A 24,242-nucleotide genomic window follows, 5' to 3' on the forward strand; every position below is an offset into this window, starting at 1 on the left:
CGAGCCCGGACCGGCCCGCCGAGCCCGGACCGGCCCGTCGGGTGACGGGCCGGGCCGGTGGGTCAGCCGGTGAGGTGGCCCGCGATCGTGCCGGCGATCTCGGCCATCGATACCGGGTGGGTCATGTCGCCGTGGGTGGTGGCGACGGGGTGGACGTGGAGGGTGCCGGTGAGGTGCGGCGTCCACGCGCCGGGGTGGGGTGAGGAGTCGGTGCGGCCTTCGGTGGCCAGGAAGAACAGGGCGTCGCCGCGGAAGGGGGTCGTGGGGGTGTGGGTGTCGGAGAGGTGGCGGTTGTGGGCGAAGACGGCAGGGAGGGCGGCCACGGCGCGGGCGCCGAGGACGGGGACCAGGTCGTCGAGGGAGGTGCGGCCCAGGGACGCCAGCAGGTCCGCGGTGGGGTCGACGTCGGTGGAGGGGGAGGCGGGGTTGCCGGGGTAGCCGTCCAGGAGCGCGAGGAACGCGACCTCCGCGTTCTCGGCCTGCAGGCGGGTGGCGACGGCGTGGGCGACCTGGGCGCCGAAGGACCAGCCCAGCAGGTGGTAGGGGCCTTCCGGCTGGACGGCGCGGATCTCGGCCACGTAGTCCTTGACCATCTCGTCCAGGGTGCCGTTCCACGGTTCGGTGAGGGCGCGGGACTGCAGGGCGTGGACGGGACGGTCGTCGAGGTGGCGGAGCAGTCCCGAGTAGACCCAGCCGATGCCGGCGGCGGGGTGGACGCAGAACAGCGGTGCCCTGGAACCGGTGGAGCGCAACGGGAGCAGGACGTTGAGGGGATCGGTGCCGGCCTCCTCCAGGCGCGTGGCCAGTCCCGCGGGGGTCGGGGCGTCGAAGACGGAACGGATCGTGGCGCGCACGCCCAGGGCGCGGCGGACGCGGTCCACGAGGCGGGTGGCGAGCAACGAGTGGCCGCCCAGGTCGAAGAAGTCGTCGTCGACACCGACGGAGTCGAGGCCGAGGACGTCGGCGAACAGGGCGCAGAGGACCCGTTCGCGGTGGTCGCGCGGCGCACGGGTGGGGGTGCGGGTGAAGTCGGGGGCTGGCAGGGCCCTGCGGTCGAGCTTGCCAGACGGGCTCAGGGGCAGTTCCGGCACCGCGACGACGGCCGCGGGGACCATGGCCTCGGGCAGCGACCGCGCCGCGAACTCGCGCACCGCGGCCGGGTCGAGGTCACCCGAGGGGACCGCGTAGACGACCAGGCGCTTGTCACCGGGACGGTCCTCGCGGACCACCGCGGCCGCCTGGACCACCGACGGGTGCGCGGAGACGGCGGCGGCGACCTCGCCCAGCTCGATCCGGACGCCGCGGATCTTGACCTGGTCGTCGGTGCGGCCCAGGTACTCCAGCACGCCGCCGTCGTGCCAGCGGACCAGGTCACCGGTGCGGTACATCCGCTCGCCCGGCCGGTGGGGGTGGGGGACGAACCGCTGGCCGGTCGTGGCGGGGCGGTTGAGGTAGCCGGTGGCCAGCTGGGTGCCGGAGAGGTAGAGCTCACCGGTCGCGCCGGCGGGCACCGGGGACAGGGCCGGATCGAGGACGTAGACCTGCGTGTTCCACACCGGGCGGCCGATGGGGACGGACGGCGTCGCGTCGTGCCGGAACCGGTGCCAGGTCACGTCCACGGACGCCTCGGTGGGGCCGTAGAGGTTGTCGAGGTGGGCGGCGAAGCCCGCGGTGAAGCGCTCGGCCAGCGGGGCGGGCAGCGCCTCGCCGCTGCAGACGACCTGGCGCAGGCCGGGGCAGCGGCCGGGCGCGACGGAGGCGGTGAAGACCTCCAGCATCGACGGGACGAAGTGGGCGACGGTGACGCCGGCGTCCTCGACCAGGTCGGCCAGGTAGGCGGGGTCCTTGTGGCCCTCGGGCCTGGCCACGACCAGGACCGCGCCGGTGGTCAACGGCCAGAAGAACTCCCACACCGACACGTCGAAGCTCGACGGCGTCTTTTGCAGGACGCGGTCCGCCGGGGTGAGGTGGTAGCGGTCCTGCATCCACAGCAGGCGGTTCACGATGCCGGAGTGGGGGACGACCACACCCTTGGGCTTGCCGGTCGAACCCGAGGTGTAGATGACGTACGCCGCGTCGTCCGGGGTCGCCGACGGCAGCGCGACGTCCTCGGCGACCGCGGGAAGGGCGGCCAGCGACTCCGGCGTCAGGACGAGCACCGGGTCGGCGTCGGCCACCATGTGCGCCACCCGGTCGGCCGGGTAGCCGGGGTCGACGGGCAGGTAGGCCGCGCCCGTCTTGTGCACGGCGTACAGCGCGACGATCAGCTCCAGCGACCGCGGCAGCGCCACACCGACCGTGCGGCCGGGGGCGGCACCCGCGCGGTGCAGGGCGCGGGCCAGCGCGGTGGCGCGGTCGTCCAGCTCGGCGTAGGTCAGGCCGGTGCCGTCGAACTCGACGGCGGGGGCGTGCGGGGTCCGGGCGACCTGGGCGGAGAAGAGGGCGGGCAGGGTCGTCGCGGGCACGTCGGCGTCGGTGTCGTTCCAGTCGCGGAGGATCACCGCGCGCTCGGCCGGGTCGAGCACGTCGATCTCGCGGGTGCGCAGGCCGGGATCGGCGGCGACGGCGGCCAGCACGCGGACGAACCGGTCGGCGAGGCCGGAGGCGGTGCCCGCGTCGAACAGGTCGGCGGAGTAGGCCAGGGAGCCGTCCAGCCCGCCGGCGGGGTTCTCGGCGAAGCCCAGGCCCAGGTCGAACTTGACGCTCTGCGCGCCGATCTCGTGCTCGGCGACCGCCAGACCCGGCAGGGACAGGTCGGCCTGGCCGGTGTTCTGCAGCACCAGCGACACCTGGAACAGCGGGTGCCTGGCCAGGGAGCGGGCCGGGTTCAGCTCCTGCACGAGCCGTTCGAACGGCAGGTCCTGGTGCTCGAACGCGCGCAGGTCGGTCTCCCGGACCCTGGCGAGCAGGTCGGTGAACGCGGGGTCGCCCGCGGTGTCGACGCGCAGGACGAGGGTGTTGACGAAGAACCCGACGACGTCGTCGAGCGCGCGGTCCGCGCGACCGGCGACCGGGGTGCCGATCGGGACGTCGGTGCCCGCGCCGAGGCGGGTGAGCAGGGTGGCGAGCGCGGCCTGCAGGACCATGAACAGCGTCACCCGGTGCTCCCGGGCGAGCTCCAGCAGCCGGGCGTGCAGGGCGGCGCCGATCTCGACGGGCACCGTGCCGCCCCGGTGGGTGGCGACGGCGGGACGGGGACGGTCGGTGGGCAGCGCCAGCTCGTCGGGCAGGCCCGCGAGGGCGCCGCGCCAGTGCTCGACCTGGCCGGTGAGCAGCGAGTCGAGCAGGTCGCGCTGCCACAGGGTGTAGTCGGCGTACTGCACGGGCAGCGGTGCCCAGCCGGGTTCGGCGCCCGCCAGCCGTGCGGTGTAGGCGGTGCGCAGGTCTCGGACCAGCGGCCCGAGGGACGCGCCGTCGACGGCGATGTGGTGCAGCAGCAGGAGCAGCACGTGCTCGTCGGGACCGACGGCGAACAACGTGGTGCGCACCGGCGCGTCGACGGCCAGGTCGAACTCCTCGCGGGCGGCGTCGGCGAGTGCGGTGTCGAGGTCCGCCGGCGCGAGGCCGACGACGTCCAGCGCGGGCCGCCAGCCTTCGAGGACGACCTGGCACGGGGTGCCGTCGACCTCGGGGAACACGGTGCGCAACGCCTCGTGCCTGCTCACCACGTCGTGCAGGGCGGCCTCGAGCGCGACGCGGTCCAGCGCACCGGTCAGGCGCAGTGCGTACGGGACGGCGTAGCCCGCGCCCTGGTTCTCCAACCGGTTGAGGAACCACAGCCGCGACTGGGCGGGCGACAGGGGCAGCACCCCGGGCCGGGGTGCTGCGACCAGCGGCGGCCGGACGGGCCTGCCCTCGGCGCGGTCGACGGCGGCGGCGACGCCTTCGACGGTGGGATCGGCGAACAGGTCGGCCAGCGCGAGCTCCACCTCGAACGTGGTGCGGACGCGGGCGATGAGCTTGGCGGCCAGCAGCGAGTGGCCGCCGAGGTCGAAGAAGCTGTCGCGCACCCCGACACCGTCGACGCCGAGCAGGTCGGCGAACAGACCGCAGAGGATTTCCTCCCGCGCCGTGCGCGGGCGGGCCTGGTCGGCGGGCGCCTCGGCCGACGGGGCGGGCAGGGCACGGCGGTCGAGCTTGCCGTTGGGCGTGAGCGGCAACGCGTCGAGCACGACGAACGCGCCGGGGACGAGGTAGTCGGGCAACGCCGCGGCGGCGTGGCGGCGAACAGCGGCGATGTCGAGCGCGCGGGCCGCGGCAGTGCCGGGCGCGCCATCCTCGGCGGTGTCGAGCGCACGCACCTCGGCGGTGCCGTCCGTGTCCGACCCGGTGCTGCCGTCCGCGGCCACCAGGTAGGCGACCAGGCGCTTGTCGCCGGGCCGGTCCTCGCGGACGACGACGGCGGCCTGGGCGACGGAGGGGTGGCGGGTGAGCACCGCGCCGACCTCGCCCGGCTCCACCCGGAAGCCGCGGATCTTGACCTGGTCGTCGGTGCGGCCGACGTACTCCAGCACGCCGCCGGCGCTCCAGCGGCCCAGGTCGCCCGTGCGGTACATGCGTTCGCCGGGGCCGTCGAACGGGCTGGTGACGAACCGGCCCGCGGTGAGCCCTGACTGGCCGAGGTAGCCCTCGGCGAGCCCGAGGCCGGACAGGTACACCTCGCCGACCACACCGGGCGGCACCGGCTGGAGGGCCGCGTCGAGCACGTGGGTGCGCTTGTTGGCGAGGGACCGTCCGATCGGGACCGACCGGCCGAGCGCGTCGGCCGGTGCCACGGCGTGGCTCGTGCCGATGATCATGTTCTCCACCGGGCCGTAGCCGTTGACCAGGCGCACGTGCGGGTGGCGGCGCAGCAGTTCGCCGACGTGGCGGGTGGAGGCGGCCTCACCGCCGGTCATCACCTGGTGCAGCCCGGCGAAGACGTCCGGGTGCTCGTCGACGAGGTAGTTGAGCAGGCTGGCCGACAGGTAGGCGGTCGTGACGCCGTGCTGGGGGATGAGCCGGGCGACGACGGCGGGTTCGGGCCGCGACCCGGGGTGCAGCACGCAGGCGGCGCCGGTCAGCAGCGGTGAGAACAGCTCCAGCACGAAGGCGTCCCACGACGCCGGCGAGCACTGCAGCCACACCTGCTCCGGGCCGAAGTCCAGGAACGACTGCGACAGCAGGCTGGCCACGATCGAGCGGTGCGAGCCCAGAATCCCCTTGGGACGCCCGGTGGAACCCGAGGTGAACATGACGCAGGCCGCGTCCGTCGGCGCGCCGGGGACCTCGACCGGCGCGGCGGACACCCCGGCGACCTCCGCCATCCGTTGCGGTGTCAGAGTTTCACCGACGCCGGCGTCGGCGCTGATCTCGCGGACACGGTCGGCGGGCAACGCCGGGTCGAGCACGGTGTAGGCGGCGCCCGCCTTGAACGCGCCGAGCACGGCGGCGACCAGGTCCACACCCCGGTCCAGCGCGATGCCGACGACGTCCCCGCGCCGCACACCGGAGTCGCGCAGGTGGCGGGCGACGCGGTTCGACCGCTCGTCCAGTTCGCCGTAGCTGATCCCGGCGTCGTCGGTGATCAGCGCGACGGCGTCCGGGTGGGCGGCGGCGCGGGCGGAGAACAGGGCGTGCACGGTCGAGGCCGGGAAGGGCGTGCCGGTGTCGTTCCACTCGCGCAGCACCAGCGCGCTGTCGGCGGGGGAGAGCACGGGCAGGCGGTCGACGGCCCGGCCGGGGTCGGCGGCGACGGCGTCCAGGACCAGGGTGAGGGCGGTGAGCAGGCGGCGCGCGGTGGCCGGGTCGAACAGGTCGGTGCCGAACTCCAGCGTGCAGTCCAGGCCCCCGGCGAGGGGCTTCTCGTCCACGGTCAGGGTGAGATCGAACTTGGCGTTGCCCTGCGTGCCGTCGGCGAGGCGCACGCCGAGCCCGGCCAGGCGGGGACCGTCCCCCTCGCCGCCGGTCAGCGACAGCGCCACCTGGAACAGCGGGTGGCGGGCGAGCACGCGCGGCGGGTTGAGCTCCTTCACCAACCGGTCGAAGGGCACGTCGGCGGCGGCGTAGGCGGCCAGGTCGGCGTCGCGGACGCGGGCCAGCAGGTCGGTGAACGCGGGCCCGCCGCCGGTGTCCACGCGCAGCACCAGCGAGTTGACGAAGAACCCGACCAGGTCGTCCAGGACCTCGTCCGGGCGGCCCGCGACGGGCGTGCCGACGACGACGTCGGTGCCTGCGCCCATGCGGGTCAGCGCGGTGGCGAGGGCGGCGTGCACGACCATGAACAGCGTGGCCTGGTTGGCGCGCGCCAGGTCGGTGAGGGCGGCGTGGGTGCCGGCCCCGACGCGGGCGGTGACGGCGTCCTTGGCGTGGGTCGGGTCCGTCGGGCGGGACCGGTCGTAGGGCAGGGACAGCTCCTCGGGCAGGCCGTCCAGCACCGTCTTCCAGTGCTCCACGCGGCCGTCGAGGTCCAGTTCCCGCTGCCAGAGCGTGTAGTCGGCGTACTGCACCGGCAACGGTGCCCAGCCGGGCTCACGGCCGGCCAGCCTCGCCTCGTAGGCGGTGTCCAGGTCGCGCAGCAGCGGACCGCTCGACACGCCGTCGCCCGCGATGTGGTGCAGGGCCAGCACGAGCACCGCTTCGGTGTCGCACGTGGACAGCAGGGTGGCGCGCAGCGGGAGGTCGGTGGCGAGGTCGAACGAGGCGCTCGCGGCCTCGTCGACGAGGCGGTCGAGGTCGGTGGCGGAGCAGCGGTGCGAGGTGAGCACGTCGCCGAACTCGGTGAGGACGTGCTGGCGCGGCTGCCCGTCGACGGCGGGGAACACCGTGCGCAGGCTCTCGTGGCGGGTGACGACGTCGCGCAGGGCGGCGGCGAGGGCGGGCGCGTCGACGCGCCCGGTCAGGTGCAGGGTCAGCGGGATCGTGTAGGCGCGGTCCTGGCCGCGCACGCCCGCGAGGAACCACAGGCCCTGCTGGGCCGGCGAGAGCGGCACCACCTCCGGGCGCGGGCGCGCCGCCAGGGGCGGGTGGACCGCGCCCGAGGCCTTGTCGAGAGCGGCGGCGACCCCGGCGACGGTGGGCGCGCGGAAGAAGGCGCGCAGGCCCAGTTCGGCACCCAGTGCCGCGCGGACGCGGCTGATCAGTCGCGTCGCGAGCAGGGAATGCCCGCCCAGGGCGAAGAACCCGTCGTGGACGCCGACCGACGCCAGACCGAGCACGTCGGCAAACAGTCCACAAAGGATTCGTTCGCGCTCGTCGCGCGGCTCGCGGCGGACCGGTGCTCCGTCGGCGGGTGCGAGCTCCTCCTCGTGCACCGGGGCGGCCGGCGCGGCCGGCAGGCCCAGGAGGGACAGCGAAACGTCCGGAGTGGACAGTGCGAGGTCGAGCAGTCGCACCAGGGTCTCGCCGAGGTGTGCCACGAAGGCGCGGTCGAGCCGGTCGGCGGCGTACTCGAGCTGGCAGTCCACGCCGCCGTCGGCGCGGCCGGCGAACACCACGCTCAGGTCGAGCTTGGCCGCGGCGAGGTCGAGCGGTTCCACGGCGACGTCGAGTACGCCCAGCCGTGGCGGGGCCGAGTCCTCCTGGAGCACGAGCATGACCTGGTAGACCGGGTGCGCACGGGAACCGCGGTCCACGCCGAGCCGTTCGACGACCCGTTCGAACGGCACGTCCTGGTGGGCGTAGGCGTCGAACGCGGTCTCCCTGGCCCGGCGCAGCAGCTCGGCGAAGCCGGGGTCGCCGGAGAGGTCGGTGCGCAGCGCGAGGGTGTTGCCGAAGAAGCCGACCAGGTCGTCCAGCGCGGGGTCCTGCCGGCCCGAGACCGGCGTGCCCAGCACGACGTCCGGTCCGGCGCCGTTCAGGCCGAGCACGGCGCTGACCGCTGCCTGCAGGCCGACGAACGGGGTGCAGCCCGCCGCACGGGTCGCTTCGGCCAGCCGTGCGCAGAGCGCCGCGGGCAGCGCCACCTCGACGATCCCGGCCCCGGTGCCGCGTCCGCCGGCGGGGAGCGCGATCCGCTCGGGAAGGCCGGCGAGCTCGTCCTCCCAGTACGCCAGCTGCTCGGCGAGCAGGCTGCCCGGGTCGTCCTCGGCTCCGAGGACCTCCCGCTGCCACAGGGCGAAGTCGCCGTACTGGACCTCCAGCGGTTCCCAGTCCGGGGCGATGCCCGCCGCACGGGCGGTGTAGGCGGCGTCGAGGTCGCGCAGCAACGGGCCGAACGAGCCGCCGTCGGCCGCGATGTGGTGCAGCAGCACCAGCAGCACGTGCTCGTCGGGTGCGACCCGGAACAGCGTGGTGCGCAACGGGATCTCGGTCGCGAGGTCGAACGGCCGCGTCGCCGCCGCGACCAGCGCCGCGGGCAGCTCGGCGTCGACGACCTCGAACGGCGGCCTCACGTCCTCCACGACGAGGTGCCCCGGCGTCCCGTCCACGACGGGGATGACCGTGCGCAGCACCTCGTGCCGGTCCGCCACGTCCGCCACGGCGGCGCGCAGGGCGGTGATGTCCAGTGGTCCGCGCAGCCGCAGGGCGACCGGGACGTTGTAGGCGGAACCGGGACCGTCGAGCTGGTCGAGGAACCACAACCGTTGCTGGCCGAACGACAGTGCGGACATGGCGGGCATTCCTTTCTAGGCGGACGGGATCCGCAGCGCGCGGGCGGCCGTGATCGGCCCGCCGAACGCGACCAGCGCGGTGACCGCCCAGGCGAGCTCGGGCGAGGTGAGGCCGGCGAGGGCGCCGGAGAGGGCGTAGGCGAAGGGGGCGCAGCCGATGCCCGCCAGCGCGAGCATCGCCATGGCGGTGCCGAGCCGGTCGGCCGGGGCGGCCTTCTGGTAGAGCGTGACGGCCGCAGGCCCGTTGAGCCCGGAGCAGACGCCGAGGGCCGCCGACAACACGGCCATCACCGCCAGGGACGGGGCGAGCACCATGCCCACCAGCAGCACGCCGATGCCGATGCCGCTGCCCACCAACCGGATCGAGAGCGGTACGCGTTCGCCGACGACGGCGCTGATGCCGGCTCCGGCCAGCGCGCCACCCGCCCAGCAGGCGATCACCAGGCCCACGGCGGAGACAGCCCAGCCGCGGTCGATCACCAGCACCGGCAGGCCGGGGTTCATCGGCCAGGCGAAGGCGAAGTCGAGGCACAGCGCGGAGAGGAACAGCAGGCGCAGCTTGCGGTCGGAGCGCAGCAGCTTCAGCCCGTCGCCGGTGCGCTTCCACATCGGCACCCCGCTGGGCGCGCCGGTGGGGGCGGAGATCTCCTTCGTGACCGGTGCCAGGCACAGCAGCGCGACCACGCAGCCGACCGTCACCACGCCCAAGGCGACCGGCAGCTGGCCCTCGGCCACGAGCCACGCGCCGAACGGTGAGCCGACGATCGGTGCGAACCGGGCCACCATGGTGCGCACGGAGTTCGCCCGGCCGAGCTGTTCGCCGCCGACCATGCGCGGCATGAGCGTGCCGAACGACGGGGTGCCCAGGCCCAGCAACGCGCCTTCCAGCGCGGCCACGGCCACGAGCAGCCACACCGACGGCGAGGTCAGCGCGATCACCGTGGCGACGGCGAGCACCGCGATCCGCACGGAGGTGGTGCGCAGCAACACGACCCGAGGTCCCAGTGCGTCGCACAGCACCCCGCCGAAGATCATCGCCAGCGCGCGGGGCACCGACTCGGCCAGGGTCACCAGGGTGACGGCGGTGGTCCCGCCCATCTGCGCGGCCGCCCACACCGCGGCGATGAAGAACACCTGGTCGCCGATCAGCGACACGCCCTGACCGCCCAGCACGATCCCGACGCGGGACCAGGGAGGCCTTCGGGGTGGGGACGGGCGTGCGTCGCTGACAGTCGTCTGGGACATGGGAAGGACCTCTCTCAGCGCGCGTGCAGGGTGACGGGCAGGTGGTCGAAGCCGAAGTTGATGATCGACTGGTTGTGCACCGGCTGCCCGGTCACCTCGATCTCGGCGACCTGGTCCAGCAGCGCCCGGTAGACGGCGCCGAGCTCGGCCTTGGCCAGCGGCGCGCCGATGCAGTAGTGCGGGCCGACGCCCAGTGCCAGGTGCCGGTTGGGCGAGCGGTCCAGGCGCAGCTCGTGCGGGGCGTCGAAGGCGGCCGGGTCGTGGTCGGCGGCCCACGTCCACACCGCGACCTTGTCGCCGGCGCGGACGTCGGCCCCGCCGAGCCGGGTGTCGCGGGTGGCGGTGCGCAGCACGTGCAGGCCAACGGAGGTGTAGCGCAGCAGCTCGTCGGTGGCGGAGTCGACGTCGACGGCGCCCTCGCGCAGCCGCTGGAACTCGGCGGGGTTGTCCAGCAGCGCCATGATGCTCATCGCCGCGGTGTGCCGGACGGTCTGCACGCCGCCGACGATGATGTTGTCCAGGTTGAGGACGACGTCCTCGATCGGCAGCGGCCTGCCCTTCACCCTGTGGGTGGCGAGGACGCTGATCAGGTCGCCGGCCGGCGCCATCCGGCGGCGCATCGCCTGGTCGAACAGGTACGGCAGCAGCCGCTGGTGGGCGGCCCTGCGGTCCTGCGGCGTGGTGCCGAGGAACGCCGCGTCGCACACCGACACGACCATGTCGCGGTCGGCCTCGGGGATGTCGAGGACGTCGCACATGACGACCAGCGGCACGGTGGCCATGACCTCGACGAGGTCGACCTGACCGCGGGCGACCGCGTCGGCGACCACCTGCGCGGCGAGGTCGTCGATGCGCTCGGTGCTGCCGCGCACGCCCTTGGGGGAGAAGAACGGCAGCAGCGGCGCCCGCAGGTCGCGGTGGTGCTTGCCGTCGGTCAGCGCCATCATCTTCCCGGCTCCGGCGGGTGCGCCGCCGGTGCCGAGCAGGGAGCCGCCGGCGGAGGTGTAGGTGGCGGCGTCGGTGAGCACGGCCGAGGCGTGCTCGTAGGACAGCACCGACCACACCGGACCGTCCTCGGCGGTGTGGGTGAGCTGCACCGGGGCCAGAGCGCGCAGGTCGTCGACGAGCGCGCCGGTGCCGGGGTCTGCCCAGAGGCGGGCGTCGGTCAGGTCAACGGTCGTGGTGGTCGCTGTGGAGATCACTGCGCGCTCCCAGGCAGAGGGTTCGGAGGAGGTCGGCCGGTCCGGGGTCGCCGGGCGCGACGAGCAGGTGCCCGCCGGGCAGCACCGCCGAGGTGAACGGCCCCGTCGTGGTGCCGGCCCACGTCCCGGGCGGGCTCGCGCCGGTGTCGGCGGCGCCCGCCAGGGCGTGGACGGCGAACCGGGCAGGTACGCCCGGCCGGTGCCGGTAGGTGGCGCCGACGGCGATGTCGGCGCGCAGCACGGCCAGCACCAGGGCGCGGACCGCGTCGTCGTCGGGCACGGTCAGCCCGCACTCGGCGAGCAACCGCTCCGCCCCGGCTGCCGGGTCCGCCGCGACCGGGAGGACGGTGCGTTCCCAGTCGGCCGGGGCGGGGGCCGAGGCGGCCACGACCGCCGCCGGCCCGGCGCGCCCCAGCGCCACCGCCACCTCGTAGGCGAGCAGGGCGCCGAAGCTCTGGCCGTAGAACACCGCGCCGGGGCCGAGCCGGGGGCCGATGCCCGCGGCGACCGCGGACGTCAGCTCGGCGAACGTCCCCGGCAGCGGGTCGGTGAAGCGCCCGCCCCGGCCGGGCAGCCGGACGGCGAGCACCTCGACGTCCGGTCCGACCGAGGCGGCCAGTTCCGCGAACGTGCCGACGTCGCCGCCCGCGTGCGGGAAGCACACCAGGCGCTGGGCCCCCGGCCCTCGCGGACAGGGCAGGTAGGACCAGTCGTCCAGGACGGCCGGACGGGCGACGGCGGTGGTCATCGCGTGCCGCGCCGGCCGGTCAGGCGCACCACCGGCCGGGCGGGCGCGCCCGCCTCGGCACGGGCCCGCACGGCGGCGGTGAAGTCGGCGAGCGTGGCCGCCGACATCAGGTCGCGCAAGGTGACGGCCACGCCCAGGCGGTCCCGCAGCAGGTGCACGGCGCGCACCGCCTGCTGCGAGTAGCCGCCCAGTGCGAAGAACCCGTCGGTCGGCGCGACCCGCTCGACGCCGAGCACGTCGGCCCAGACAGCGGCGACCACGCCCTCGACGTCGGTGGTGGCGGTCATGTCAGACCCCCAGCGCGGTGCGCAGGCTCAGCGGGCGGATGTCGGTCCACACCTCGTCGATGTAGTCGAGGCACTCCTGCTGCGGGCCGCTCTTGCCGACCGTGTGCCAGCCCGCCGGCACGTCCAGCTCGGTCGGCCAGATCGAGTACTGCTCCTCGTGGTTCATCACCACGGCGAAGTCGGTGAACGCGTCCATGGGTGTTCCTTTCTCCGATGGGGACAAACGGGGGCTAGCGGGCGAACGCCGGGACCCGCGGGTCCGCGGTGGCGTCGCCGGCGAGCACGTGCAGCGCCTCGACGTAGGCGTCGGCGTAGGCGTCGGCCACCTCGTCGGGGACGACGGAGGGCAGGTGGTCGACGGCGAGGAGCACCCGCGCCGACGACGGGTCCTGCACCAGGGCGGCGCCGAGGGCGAAGTTGGTGGGCTCGTAGCGCATGGTCGGCTCGCAGCCGATGCGGTCGTCGAGCAGCTTGGTCGGGGAGTCGGCCAGCCTGCCCAGCGAGTGGAACCGCAGGAAGGCGAAGCAGGCCTCCAGCCGGGTGTCGGCGAGGTGGCGGGCGATGCGGGCGAACGGCATCCGGCGGTGGGGCAGCATCGCCGCCTCGGCCTCGTGCATCGCCTTGATCAGATCGGCGCCGTTCTCGGTGAAGTCGACCACCAGGGGCACGGTGTTGAGGAACAGGCCGTACGCCTCGGTGCCGCCGTCGGTCTCGAGCCTGCCGTTGACCGACAGGCCGGTGGTGAAGCGCGGCAGACCGGTGATCCGGTGCAGCGCGGCGACGTGCGCGGCCAGGCCGACGGTCTTCACCGTGACGCCGTGCCGGCGGGCGGTGTCGCGCAGCACCTCGTCGGCGCCGGGGATCACGCGTTCGATCGTGCGCGGGATCTCCGGGTCGCTCAGCTCCGGTGGTCCGCTGGACCAGATCGCGCCGCTCACTCCGTCCAGTGTGGACTTCCAGTACCGCTCGCTGTCCCGCGAGGCCAGCGCTTCCCGTTCGACGGCGACGAACTCGCGGAAGGTCGACCGGGGTGCGGGCAGCGGGTCACGGCCGGGCGCGCTGTGCCGTTCGAGGATCTCGGTGAGCAGCGAGGTGAAGCTCCAGCCGTCGAGGACGGCGTGGTGCTCGGCGACGGTGAGCTGGAACGCGTCGCCGGCCAGGTGCTGGGCGGTGACCCGGAACAGCGGGGCGGTGCGGAGGTCGAACCGGGCGGCGACGTTGTCGTCGAACACGTCGGCGACGGCGTCGGCCTGCTCCTCGGGGCTCAGGCCGCGCAGGTCCTCCACGAGGACCGGCACCGGGGCTTCGGCGTGCACCAGTTGCAACGGCTCGCTGTAGCGGGAAACGTCCAAGGTGGTGCGCAGGACGGGGTGGCGGTTCATGGCGTCGCCGACGGCCTGGCGCAGCGCGGTCTCGTCGAGCGTGCCGGCGACCCGGTAGCTGTTGACGTTGTGGTAGCCGCCGGCGTCGTCGGACAGCTCCATGTGGTAGATCATCGACATCTGCATGGCCACCATCGGGTAGGCGTCCACGACGTCGGCGGGCAGCTTCGCACGGTCCTCTTCGGACACCAGGTCGAACGGCTCGGACCGCTTCGCGGGGCCGGTGCAGGCCTTCAGCAGCGGACCAAGCTCGGCCGGCGTCGGCGCGCCGAAGAGGTCCGGCAGCGACAGGGTCCAGCCGCGTCCGCGCAGCTTCCCCGCGAGGTGCACGGCGCGGATGGAGTCGCCGCCCAGGTGGAAGAAGTTGTCCCCGGCGCCCACGCCGTCGACACCGAGCACCTCGGCGTAGACCTCGGCGAGCGCCTGCTCCTGCGGTGTGGAGGGGTCCACGTGCGCGTCGGTGTCGCGCACGGAGCCGAGGTCGGGAGCGGGCAGCGCCGCCCGGTCGACCTTGCCGTTGACGGTCAGCGGGATGACGCCGAGCACGGTCGCCGTCGCCGGGATCATGTGCTCGGGCAACGTCTCCGCGAGGAACGCGCGCAGTTCGGCGTACGACGGCGGCGTGCCGTCGACGGTGACGTACGCGGCGAGCCTGGTGTCGTGGACGGTCACCACGCAGGAGGTGACCGCGGGGTGGGCGGTGACGGCGTTCTCGACCTCGCCGAGCTCGATGCGGAAACCGCGGATCTTGACCTGGTCGTCGCAGCGGCCCACGTACTCCAGGCCACCACCGGGCAGCCGCCGGGCCACGTCCCCGGTGCGGTAGAGCCGTCCGCCGGGCACGACGCCGTACGGGTCGGGCAGGAAGCGCCGCGCCGTGAGCCCCGGACGGCCCCAGTACCCGTTGGCCAGCGACCCGCCGCCGATGTACAGCTCGCCGGCGACGCCGATCGGGCACGGCTGCAGGCGCTCGTCGAGCACCAGCGCCGACAGGTGCGGCATGGGCTCGCCGATCAGGCTGCGGCCGAACGCTTCCGCGTCGGGCAGGTCGAGCGTGGTGACGTGCACCGTGGTCTCGGTGATGCCGTAGAGGTTGCACAGGACCGCGGGCGGGCACTGCTCCAGCGCGAACCAGCGGCGCACCACGGCCGGGTCGAGCGCTTCGCCGCCGAGCATGACCGTGCGCAGCGCGGGCAACGGGAGCGGCCAGGTGCGCAGGACGCCCTCGAGGGTCCGCAGCGCCGACGGGGTCAGGCACAGCCGGGTGACGCGTTCGGTGGCCAGCAGGTCCGCGAACGCCTCGGGCGAGCGGCTGACCACGCGGGGCACCACGACCAGCCGGCCGCCGTGGTGCAGCGGCCCCCACAGCTCCCAGACCGTCCAGTCGAAGGCGTAGGAGTGGAACAGGGTCCACACGTCGGTCTCGGCGAAGGCGAAGTGGTCGTCGCCCGAGCGCATCAGCCTGCCGGCGTGCTCGTGCGAGACCGCGACGCCCTTGGGCCTGCCGGTCGAGCCGGACGTGAAGATGACGTAGGCGAGGTCGGCCGGGTCGACGGGCACCTCCGGCCGGTGCGACGGCGCTTGCGCGAGCCGCGGGTCGGCCAGGTAGTCGTCGGTGACGACCACCTCGACGCCGGTGTCGGCGAAGACGAAGTCGGCGCGGTCCCGCGGGGTGGCCAGGTCGACGGGGACGTAGGCGGCACCCGCCTTGAGCACGCCCAGGATCGTGGTGACGACGCGCTCGCCGCGTTCCAGCAGCACGCCGACCCGGTCACCCCGGCGCACGCCGTCGGTGGCGAGGGTGTGGGCGACCCGGTTGGCGGCGGCGTCGAGCTCCGCGTACGTCCAGGACTGATCGCCGCACGTCAGCGCGAGGCGGTCGGGGTGGGCGCCGGCGGCGGCCTCGAACGCGCGGTGCAGCGGCAGGGGAGCGTCCGGGACGGCTCGCGGGGGCGCGAGCGCGGCGGCCTTCTCGGCGGCGTCGAGCGGGCTCAGCCGCCACAGCGGGAGGTCCGGCGCGTCCAGCGCGGCGCCGAGCAGGGTGCGCCAGTGGCCGACCAGGCGCAGCACGGTGTCCCGGTCGAACAGGTCGGTGGCGTACTCCACCTCGCCGCGCAGCTCGCCGTCGTCGAAGGTCGACCAGGTCAGGTCGAACTTGCTGGTGCCGTTGTGGTGCATGCGCCGGGTCGCGGTGGCCGCGCCGAAGCGCAGCGGTGCCGGGTCCTCGGCGTGCGCGCCGAAGACGACCTGCACCAGCGGTGCGTGGCGGGCCGAGCGCTCCAGCGCCAGCGCGTCCACGACCTCGTCGAAGGGCACGTCGAGGCAGGCGTAGGCGTCGAAGGCGGCGTCGCGGACCTGCTCGACCAGGTCGGCGAACGTGGCGGCGGGGTCGATGCTCACACGCAGGGCGACGATGTTGACGAAGTAGCCGACCACGTCGGCCAGTTCGGGGCGGTCGCGGGTGGTGACCGGGGTGCCGACCACCAGGTCCCGGGCGCCCGTGCAGCGGTGCAGCAGAGCGGCGAACGCGGCGACCTGCACCACGAACGGCGTGGCGCCGAGGTCGGCGGCCAGGTCGCGGACGCGTGCGGACGTGCCGACCGGCAAGCCGAACACCTCCGTGTCGCCGGCGAACGTCCGGCTGGGCGGGCGGGGGTGGTCGGCGGGCAGCGCGAGCTCGGCGGGAGCACCGGCGAGCCGCCCGGTCCAGTACCCCAGCGAGTCCTCAGTGGACAGCGCGCTGTCGTCGACGGGCCACAGGGGAGCCAGGTCGGGTTCCCGGTCCTGTGCGAGGGCGGTGTAGACCTCGGCCAGCTCGCGCTCGAACACGCCGGCCGACCACCCGTCCCACACGATGTGGTGCACGACGAGGACGAGCGTGTCCGCCACCCCCGGCCCGGTGGCGAGGGTGGCCCGCAGCAGCGGCCCCTCGGCCAGGTCGAACCCGGTGCGGGTCTCGGTGTCCAGCAGGGCGCGCAGAGCGGCCCGGCCGTCGACCGCGACCTCGGCGAACGGCAGTCGCACTCCCGTGTGGACAGTCCTCACCGGACCGTCCGGGCCGAGGTCGAAGGTGGTGCGCAGGGCGTCGTGCCGTCCGACCAGCAGCCGAAGGGCGCGGTGCAGGAGGCCGGCGTCGACCGGGCCGTCGAACTCGAAGACCCACGGCACGAGGTAGGCGGCGGATCCGGGGTTCCAGCGGTCCATGAACCACAGGCCGCGCTGCAGGCCGGAGACCGGCGTCGTGGTGGTCACTGTGCTGCTCCAGTCGTCTCGAGCGTGCGGGCGAGGGCGCTCACGGTCCGCGCGGCGAACACCTGGCGGGGCAGGACGCGGGACCCGGTCGCGCTGGACAGGTGCATGGCGACGCGCACCGCGGCGAGGGAGTTGCCGCCGACGCGGAAGAAGTTGTCGTCCGGGCCGACCTCGGCGAGCCCGAGCACCTCGGCCCAGACCCGCGCCACCAGCTGTTCGGCGTCGGTCGCGGCCTGCCCGCCGGAGGGAGGGGCAACGGTCCCGGTGGGGGCGGGCAGCGCGGCCCGGTCGAGCTTGCCGTTGGCGGTCAGCGGAAGCGCGTCGAGGACGGTGACGCTGGACGGCAGCATGTAGTCCGGCAGCAGGCCCTCGAGGTGCCGGTGCACGCCGGCGAGGTCCGGGACGACGTCGCCGCGGGCCGTGACGTAGGCGGCGAGACGGGGCCGGCCGGGCTCGGGCTCGTGCGCCACGACGGCGCAGTCGCCGACCCCGGGGCACCCCGCCAGCGCGTGGGCGACCTCGCCGGGCTCCACCCGGAACCCGCGGATCTTGACCTGGTCGTCGGCGCGGCCGGTGATGGCCAGGGTGCCGTCGGGGTTCCAGCCGCCGATGTCACCGGTGCGGTACATCCTCGACCCCGGAGGGCCGAACGGGTCGGGCAGAAAGCGTCCGGCGGTGGTGCCGGGCTGGGCGACGTAGCCCAGGGCGAGGCCTGCGCCGGTCACCCAGATCTCGCCCGGCTCGGTGCCGCCGACGGGCTGGAGCTTGTCGTCGAGGACGTGGACCCCCTTGTGCGCCACGGCCCTGCCGATGGGCACCGCCGCGGTGGGGTCGGCGTCGGTCACGTCGTGGGTGGTGGTGAAGCCCATGCTCTCCACCGGTCCGTAGCCGTTCACGACCCGCACGTGCGGGTAGCGCTCGGCGAGACGGGCGATGTGTGCGGCCGAGGCGCGCTCCCCGCCGGTGAACGCCATCCGCAGGCCGGCGAAGACCTCCGGCAGGTCGTCGACCAGGAAGTTGAACAGGCTCGACGACAGCTGCAGCTGCGTGACGCCGTGCCGGGCGACCAGCTCGGCCATGGTCTGCGGGTCGGGCCGCTGGCCGGGGTGCAGCACGCAGGTCCCGCCGAACAACAGCGCCCCGTACAGCTCCAGGCCGAACGCGTCCCACGACACGGGCGAGCACTGCAGCCACACCTCGTCGGGGCCGAACCCCGCGTAGTCCTGGCCGCTGTAGGTGGCCGCGAGCGCCCGGTGCGTGGCGGCGACGCCCTTGGGACGACCGGTGGAACCGGAGGTGTACATGACGCAGGCGACGGCGTCGGCGTCGACCGGCACCGCGAAGCCGGTGGTGTCGCCGGTGGCCCCGGCCACGGTCTCGGCGGTGACGACCAGGCGCACGCCCGCATCGGTGATCACCTGGTCCTGCCGTGCGGCCGGCAGGTCCGGGTCGAGCAGCGTGTAGGCCGCACCGGCCTTGAGCACGGCGAGAAGCGCCACGACCAGGGCGGTGTCACGGGGGATGCGGACGGCCACCACGTCGCCGGGGCGGACCCCGAGCCCGGCGAGGTGCCGGGCGGCGCGGTTGGCGGCGGCGTCGAGCTCCGCGTAGGTCAGCGACTCCTCGCCGGACACCAGGGCGGCCGCGTCCGGGGTCCGTGCGGCCTGCGAGGCGATCCGGACGTGCACGGGGGTGTCGACGTCGACGGGCGCGGCCGGTGCGGGCAGCTCCGCGTCGAGGTCGGCGACCAGCTCCTCGACCACCGCCCGCCACTGCGCGCCCAGCGCCGCGGCGGTGGAGGGGTCGAACAGGTCGGTCGCGTACTCGACGCGGCCGTGGAGGCCCACCCCGTCGTCCTCGACGGACCAGGACAGGTCGAACCGGGAGAACTCGTTGGCGTGCAACCGCTTCTCGACGGTCACCTCGCCGTACGGGGCTGTCCCGGCGTCGGCGGTGTGCATCTCGAAGACCAGCTGGAACACCGGGGTGCCCGAGCCGCTGCGCTCGCCGGACGTCGCGGCGACGATCTCCTCGAACGGCACGCCCTGGTGGCGGAAGCCGTCCAGCGCCACCGAACGCACGTGGTCGAGCAGGTCGCGGCCGGTCAGCTCCTCCTCGTCGGGCCGGAAGCGCAACGGAACGAGGTTGATGAAGTAGCCCACGAGGGCGTCGAGCTCGGCGCGGTCGCGGACGCTGACCGGCGTGCCGATCACGACGTCGGAGACCCCGCGGCGCCGGTGCGCCTCGACGAGGGCGGCCAGCAGCACCAGGTACGGCGTGGCGCCGGCGGCACGGGCGAGGCAGCGCACCCCCTCGGCGAGTCCCGGTTCGAAGGCGAAGGGCAGGACCCCGCCCCGCCCGGTGGCCGCGGCGCCGTCGCGGTCGGGGCGGATAGCGGGTGTCGACGGTGCTCCGCGCAGGTGCTCGACCCAGTAGTCCACATCGGACTCGTCCGCCGCGGACCAACGGGCGTAGTCGCTGTACTGGACGGCCAGCTCGGGCAGGCGGGGCGCACGGCCCTCGACGGCGGCGAGGTAGCACTCGCGCAGTTCGCGGTCGAGCACCCGCAGCGATCCCTCGTCCCAGACGATGTGGTGCACGACGAGCACCAGAGTCGCCTCGCCGGGGCCGGTGTGCACCAAGCGGGCGCGCACCAGCGGCCCTTCGGCCAGGTCGAACGGGAGCTGCGCCACGGCGGCGACCTCCTGGTCGAGATCCGCGTGCGACTCGGTGAACGGCACCTCCACGCGGTCGTGGACGACCAGCACGGGTGCCATGTCCGCGTCCGTGCCGACGGTCGAGCGCAGCGCGTCGTGCCGGTCGGCCACCGACTGCAGGGCTCGGCGCAAGGCGGCCGTGTCGAGCGGGCCGGAGAAGTGGAACAGCCAGGGCACGTTGTAGACCGAGCCGCCGGGCTCCCAGCACTCCCGCAGCCACAGACCGCGCTGGAAGCGCGACAACGGCGCGGGGACACCGGGCCGGGCGACCGGACCGGGCCGTGCCGGCGTCGATCCGGTCCGCAGCGCGGCGGCGAACCCGGCGAGCGTGGGCGCCTCGAACACCAGGTACGGCGAGACCGGTCCGAACGCCTCGAACACGCGGCTCGCGACCCGGACGGCGGTCAGCGAGTCTCCGCCGAGGTGGAAGAAGTTGTCGTGCGCGCCGACCCGGCGGACGCCCAGGACGTCGGCCCAGATCCCGGCGAGCAGCTGTTCGGTGTGGTCGCGGGGCGCGTCGTCGGCCACGGGTGCGGCGGCGGCCGGCGCGGGCAGCGCGGCGCGGTCGACCTTGCCACCCCCGGTGAGGGGCAGGCGGGCGAGCGCGGTCACCGAGGCGGGGACCATGTGCGCGGGCAGCCGCCGGGCGAGGAAGTCGCGCACCTCGGCGGTGTCCACCGCGCCGGTGACGTAGGCGGCCAGGCCGGTGCCGTGCGGGACGACCGCGCAGGTCTCCACGTCCGGGTGCGCCGCGAGGGCGTGCTGCACCTCGCCCAGCTCCACGCGGTAGCCGCGGACCTTGACCTGGTCGTCGCCGCGTCCGACGAAGTCGAGCACGCCGCCGGCGCCGCGGCGGACGGTGTCGCCCGTGCGGTACATGCGCGATCCCGGCGGGCCGGACGGGTCGGGCAGGAAGCGCGCGGCCGTCAGCGCGGCGCTGCCCAGGTAGCCGACCGCCAGTTCGGGGCCACCGAGGTACAGCTCGCCCTCCTCGCTCGGGCGCAGGCCGTCGAGGACGTGTGCGCGCCGCCCGCCGACCGGCGTGCCGATCGGCACCGAACCGGTCTCGCCGGCGGTCTCGTGCACGGTCGCGGTGATCACGGTCTCGGTGGGGCCGTAGGCGTTGAACAGCCGCACGCCGGTGCGCCGCGTCCACTCGGCCGCCGCGGCCGGGGACAGCCGGTCGCTGCCGGAGACCATGACGCGCAGCGACGGCGGCACCCGGTCCAGGGCGGCGGTGAAGTCGTGGAAGTAGCCGGCGGGGAGGTTGGCCACGGTGACCTGCTCGTCCTCGACCAGGCGCAGCAGCTCGTCGACCGACAGCAACCGCCGCTCGGGCAGCACCAGGCACGCGCCCGAGGTGAGCGCGGTCAGCACCTGCTCGACGGCGACGTCGACGGACGGGCCCGCGAGCTGCAGCACCACGTCGTGGCCGGTGATCCCGAAGCGCTCCGCGACGGCCGGCACGTGCGCGGCCAGTGCCCCGTGACCGACGGCGACGCCCTTGGGCCGGCCGGTGGTGCCCGAGGTGTAGATCAGGTAGGCCAGTCCGGCGGTCGCGCCGCGGGCGGCGACCGCGGTCTCGCGGACAGCGCCGTCCTCGATGATCAGAGCGGCGCCCGAGTCGTCGAGCATGTCCTGGGTGCGCCCGGCGGGGGCCTCGGGGTCGAGCGGCAGGTACACGCCGCCCGCCCGCCACACGGCGAGCATCGCCGTCACGTAGTCCGACCGCGAACGACTGCGCACCGCCACGACGCCGCCGGGCCGCAACCCCGCGCCGGCGAGTGCCGCGGCCAGCTCGCCCGCCGTCCGGTCGAGCTCGGCGTAGCCCGTCGACCTTCCCCCGAACCGCACCGCGGTGCGGTCCGGCGTGGCGGTCGCGATGCGGCCGACCTCCTCGTGCAGCGACATGTCACCCTCCGGATCGGTGTGCGCGGTGGACGTTCGAGTCGAAAGCTAGGCGCGCGCCGAGGGCCGGATCGGCAGGTCGAGCGGCACCTTGGCGGAAGCCCGCACCTGCCCCAGCAGCTGCCGCACCGCCTGCCGCACAAGGGTTCGCGGCCTCCCTAGCGTCGGCACCACGCCAGCAGAGAGGAACTGCGATGAGCCCCACCGCTTTGTCAGGAACGACGCCGTTGGTGTGCACGATCGAGCCCGGCGCGCCCGCCACCGTGGACGCCGAGGACGTGCACTCGATCGAGCAGGCCGCGGAGTGGTTGCGGGCCAACGCCGACGCCCTGCGGGACCTGCTGCACGAACACGCCGCGGTGTACGTGCGCGGCCTGCCCGTGCACGACGTCGACGACTTCGCCCTCGTGCGCGACACGCTGATGCCCGAGCGCACCCCGTACCGGGAGAAGGCCACCCCGCGCAGCGACTTCGGCAACGGCGTGTTCTCGTCCACCGACCTGCCCGCCGCGCAGCCGATCCACATGCACAACGAGAACAGCTACACCCTGACGTTCCCCGGCCTGCTCATGTTCGCCTGCCTGATCGCCCCGCCGGAGGGCGGCGCGACCCCGGTGGCCGACTGCCGCAAGGTGCTCGCGTCGCTGCCGGTGGAGCTGGTCGCCAAGATGCGGGAGGTCGGCTGGCTGCTCAACCGCAGCTACTCCGAGCACATCTCGACCTCGTGGCAGACCGCGTTCGCCGCGGCCACGAAGGACGACGTGGAGGCCTACTGCGCGGAGAACCTGGTGTCCTGCCAGTGGCAGTCCGACGGCCACCTGCGCACCACCCAGCTGCGCCCCGGCATCATCTCGCACCCGGTGACCGGCGCGGAGGTGTGGTTCAACCACATGGCGTTCTGGAACGAGTGGGCGCTCGACGAGGAGCTGCGCGACGCGCTGGTCGACGAGTTCGGCGTCGAGGACCTGCCGTTCAACACCGCCTTCGGTGACGGCACCGTGCTCAGCCGCGAGGAACTCGCCACCGTCCAGGCCGCCTACGAGGCCGCCACCACCCGCCGCCGCTGGGGCCGCGGCGACCTGCTGCTGGTCGACAACGTCCTGTCCACGCACGGCCGCGACCCGTTCCGCGGCGACCGCAAGATCGTCGTCGCGATGGGCGAGCCGGTCTCCGTGCTGGACTGCGCGCCCACCGTCGCCCCGTCGGCGACCCCGATGAGCGGAGAGGACCGATGACCGGCCGGGACCTGCTGTCCCGCTTCCACGACGTCGTGCGGACCGCGCCCGGACGGGTCGCCGTGCGCGACACCGCCGGCGCGCTGACCTTCGCCGAACTGGAGGCCCGCACGGCCGCGCTGGCCGCCGTGCTCGCCGGGCGCGGGGTGCGCCGCGGTGACCGCGTGGGCGTGAGCGTGCCACGCGGCAACGGGCTCCTCGTCGCGCTGCTCGCGGTGTGGCGGGCCGGCGCGGCGTACGTGCCGCTCGACCCTGCCTACCCGGCTGACCGCCTGGCGCACATGGCCACCGACGCCGCCGTGCGCACGACCGTGACGCCGGACGACCTGGCCGGTGCCCTTCAGGGGGAGCACACCGACGTCGTCGTGTCGCCCGGCGACTCGGCCTACGTGATCTACACCTCCGGCTCCACCGGACTGCCCAAGGGGGTGCTGGCCACCCGCGGCGGCGTGGCGTCCCTTGTGGACGGACTGGAGCAGATGGCCGTGTACGCGGCCGAACCCCGGGTCGTGGCCTGGAACGCCAGCGCGTCCTTCGACGCGTCCGTGCAGCAGTGGGCGAGGGTCTGCCGCGGCGACACGGTGGTCGTCCTGGAGGACGCGCACCGCACCGAGCCCGCCAAGCTCGCCGCGTGGCTCGACGAGTGCGGTGTGTCCGATGTGGACATGACGCCGACGCACTGGGAGATGCTGCGCGAGCACCTGCTGCCCGGACGCCCCGACGGCAGGCGGCTGCGGCTGTTCATCGGCGGCGAGCCGATCAGCGTGCCGGTGTGGCGGGAGCTGGCCGCCGCCCGCACCGTGGAGGCGTTCAACCTCTACGGCCCGACCGAGTGCACCGTCGACGCGACGGTCGCCGTGGTGGAGGGCGACCACCCCGGCATCGGCGACCCGCTGCCCGGCAACCGGCTCCTGGTGCTCGGCGCCGGGCTGCGCGAGGTCCCCGACGGCGAGATCGGCGAGCTCTTCGTCGCCGGTCCCCGCGTCACCGACGGCTACCTCGGCCGCTCCGGCCTGACCGCCTGCCGCTTCCTGCCGGACCCGTCCGGAGAGCCCGGCGCGCGCATGTACCGCACCGGCGACCTGGTGCGCCGCACCGGCGACGGCCTGCTCGAGTTCCACGGCCGCGCCGACCGCCAGGTCAAGATCCGCGGCCACCGGGTCGAGCTGGGGGAGATCGAGACCGTCGTGCGGTCGTCCCCGGCCGTCGCCGCGGCCGCCGTCGTCGTCCGCGACGACCTGGCGGGCCAGCCCGTCGCCTACTACGTGCCCTCGGGCCTCGCGGGCGCACGGGAGCTGCGCGAGCACGCCGCGGCCTCCCTGCCGGAGGTCATGGTCCCGGCCGCGTTCGTCGAGGTCGCCGCGCTGCCGCTGACCCCGGGCGGCAAGCTCGACACCGCCGCCCTGCCCGCGCCGCCGGCAGTCGCCGGCACCGCTCCGGAAGGCGAGTTCGAACAGTTCATCGCCCAGGTGTGGGCCGAGGTCCTCGGCCGCGACGCGGTGAACGCCGACGACGACTTCTTCGCCCTCGGCGGCCACTCCCTGGTCGCGCTGCGGGTGGTGTCGAGGGTGAAGAAGACCTTCGGCCTCAAGATGTCCCCCCGCGACGTCTACCGCCACCCCCGCCTGACCGATCTCGCCCGGCACGTCGAGTCCCTGCGCGTCTAGGAGGACTG

The 24,242-nt window shown here is 74.5% G+C and carries 10 protein-coding genes; 2 read left to right on the plus strand and 8 right to left on the minus strand.

Annotated elements, in window-relative coordinates:
- Window positions 1–62: 62 nt before the first annotated feature.
- From BLQ91_RS10645 to BLQ91_RS10680, 8 genes are read right to left on the minus strand one after another with little or no spacing between them, the layout of a single operon-like run.
- The gene (locus tag BLQ91_RS10645; RefSeq protein WP_090096549.1) at window positions 63–8,591 is read right to left on the minus strand and encodes a non-ribosomal peptide synthetase; all 8,529 of its coding nucleotides are present in this window, start codon (window positions 8,589–8,591) and stop codon (window positions 63–65) included.
- Window positions 8,592–8,606: 15 nt separating this feature from the next.
- Entirely contained in the window at window positions 8,607–9,836 is a 1,230-nt protein-coding gene (locus tag BLQ91_RS10650; protein WP_090096550.1) for an MFS transporter, read from the minus strand.
- A 14-nt stretch (window positions 9,837–9,850) separates the two neighbouring features.
- The gene (locus BLQ91_RS10655; protein WP_245733314.1) at window positions 9,851–11,038 is read right to left on the minus strand and encodes a cytochrome P450; all 1,188 of its coding nucleotides are present in this window, start codon (window positions 11,036–11,038) and stop codon (window positions 9,851–9,853) included.
- On the minus strand, window positions 11,007–11,786 hold the full coding sequence (locus tag BLQ91_RS10660) for a thioesterase II family protein (RefSeq protein ID WP_090096551.1): 780 nt from the start codon (window positions 11,784–11,786) through the stop codon (window positions 11,007–11,009). The genes BLQ91_RS10655 and BLQ91_RS10660 overlap by 32 nt, the downstream gene beginning before the upstream one ends.
- On the minus strand, window positions 11,783–12,073 hold the full coding sequence (locus tag BLQ91_RS10665; RefSeq protein WP_090096552.1) for a phosphopantetheine-binding protein: 291 nt from the start codon (window positions 12,071–12,073) through the stop codon (window positions 11,783–11,785). The genes BLQ91_RS10660 and BLQ91_RS10665 overlap by 4 nt, the downstream gene beginning before the upstream one ends.
- Window position 12,074: 1 nt before the next feature.
- Window positions 12,075–12,269: an MbtH family protein gene (locus BLQ91_RS10670; protein ID WP_090096553.1), complete on the minus strand. Its 195-nt coding sequence runs from the start codon at window positions 12,267–12,269 to the stop codon at window positions 12,075–12,077.
- A 34-nt stretch (window positions 12,270–12,303) separates the two neighbouring features.
- Entirely contained in the window at window positions 12,304–16,707 is a 4,404-nt protein-coding gene (locus tag BLQ91_RS10675; protein ID WP_245733315.1) for an amino acid adenylation domain-containing protein, read from the minus strand.
- On the minus strand, window positions 16,704–21,335 hold the full coding sequence (locus BLQ91_RS10680) for a non-ribosomal peptide synthetase (RefSeq protein WP_090096554.1): 4,632 nt from the start codon (window positions 21,333–21,335) through the stop codon (window positions 16,704–16,706). The genes BLQ91_RS10675 and BLQ91_RS10680 overlap by 4 nt, the downstream gene beginning before the upstream one ends.
- A 191-nt stretch (window positions 21,336–21,526) precedes the next feature.
- Between BLQ91_RS10680 and BLQ91_RS10685 the strand changes: the two genes are divergently transcribed.
- Both BLQ91_RS10685 and BLQ91_RS10690 read left to right on the plus strand, forming a co-directional pair.
- On the plus strand, window positions 21,527–22,567 hold the full coding sequence (locus tag BLQ91_RS10685; protein WP_090096555.1) for a TauD/TfdA family dioxygenase: 1,041 nt from the start codon (window positions 21,527–21,529) through the stop codon (window positions 22,565–22,567).
- Window positions 22,564–24,234, plus strand: a complete 1,671-nt coding sequence (locus BLQ91_RS10690) for a non-ribosomal peptide synthetase (protein ID WP_090096556.1) — start codon at window positions 22,564–22,566, stop codon at window positions 24,232–24,234. Before BLQ91_RS10685 ends, BLQ91_RS10690 begins: the two co-directional genes overlap by 4 nt.
- The last annotated feature ends 8 nt before the right edge of the window (window positions 24,235–24,242 follow it).

It is taken from the genome of Lentzea jiangxiensis (assembly GCF_900104175.1).
In the GTDB taxonomy this organism is placed as follows: domain Bacteria; phylum Actinomycetota; class Actinomycetes; order Mycobacteriales; family Pseudonocardiaceae; genus Lentzea; species Lentzea jiangxiensis.

Bases quoted from the DNA above. Each gene is read 5' to 3' on its own strand.
- BLQ91_RS10645 (WP_090096549.1), bottom strand. From the start codon at position 8,591: ATGTCCGCACTGTCGTTCGGCCAGCAACGGTTGTGGTTCCTCGACCAG.
- BLQ91_RS10650 (WP_090096550.1), bottom strand. From the start codon at position 9,836: ATGTCCCAGACGACTGTCAGCGACGCACGCCCGTCCCCACCCCGAAGG.
- BLQ91_RS10660 (WP_090096551.1), bottom strand. From the start codon at position 11,786: ATGACCACCGCCGTCGCCCGTCCGGCCGTCCTGGACGACTGGTCCTAC.
- BLQ91_RS10665 (WP_090096552.1), bottom strand. From the start codon at position 12,073: ATGACCGCCACCACCGACGTCGAGGGCGTGGTCGCCGCTGTCTGGGCC.
- BLQ91_RS10670 (WP_090096553.1), bottom strand. From the start codon at position 12,269: ATGGACGCGTTCACCGACTTCGCCGTGGTGATGAACCACGAGGAGCAG.
- BLQ91_RS10680 (WP_090096554.1), bottom strand. From the start codon at position 21,335: ATGTCGCTGCACGAGGAGGTCGGCCGCATCGCGACCGCCACGCCGGAC.
- BLQ91_RS10685 (WP_090096555.1), top strand. From the start codon at position 21,527: ATGAGCCCCACCGCTTTGTCAGGAACGACGCCGTTGGTGTGCACGATC.
- BLQ91_RS10690 (WP_090096556.1), top strand. From the start codon at position 22,564: ATGACCGGCCGGGACCTGCTGTCCCGCTTCCACGACGTCGTGCGGACC.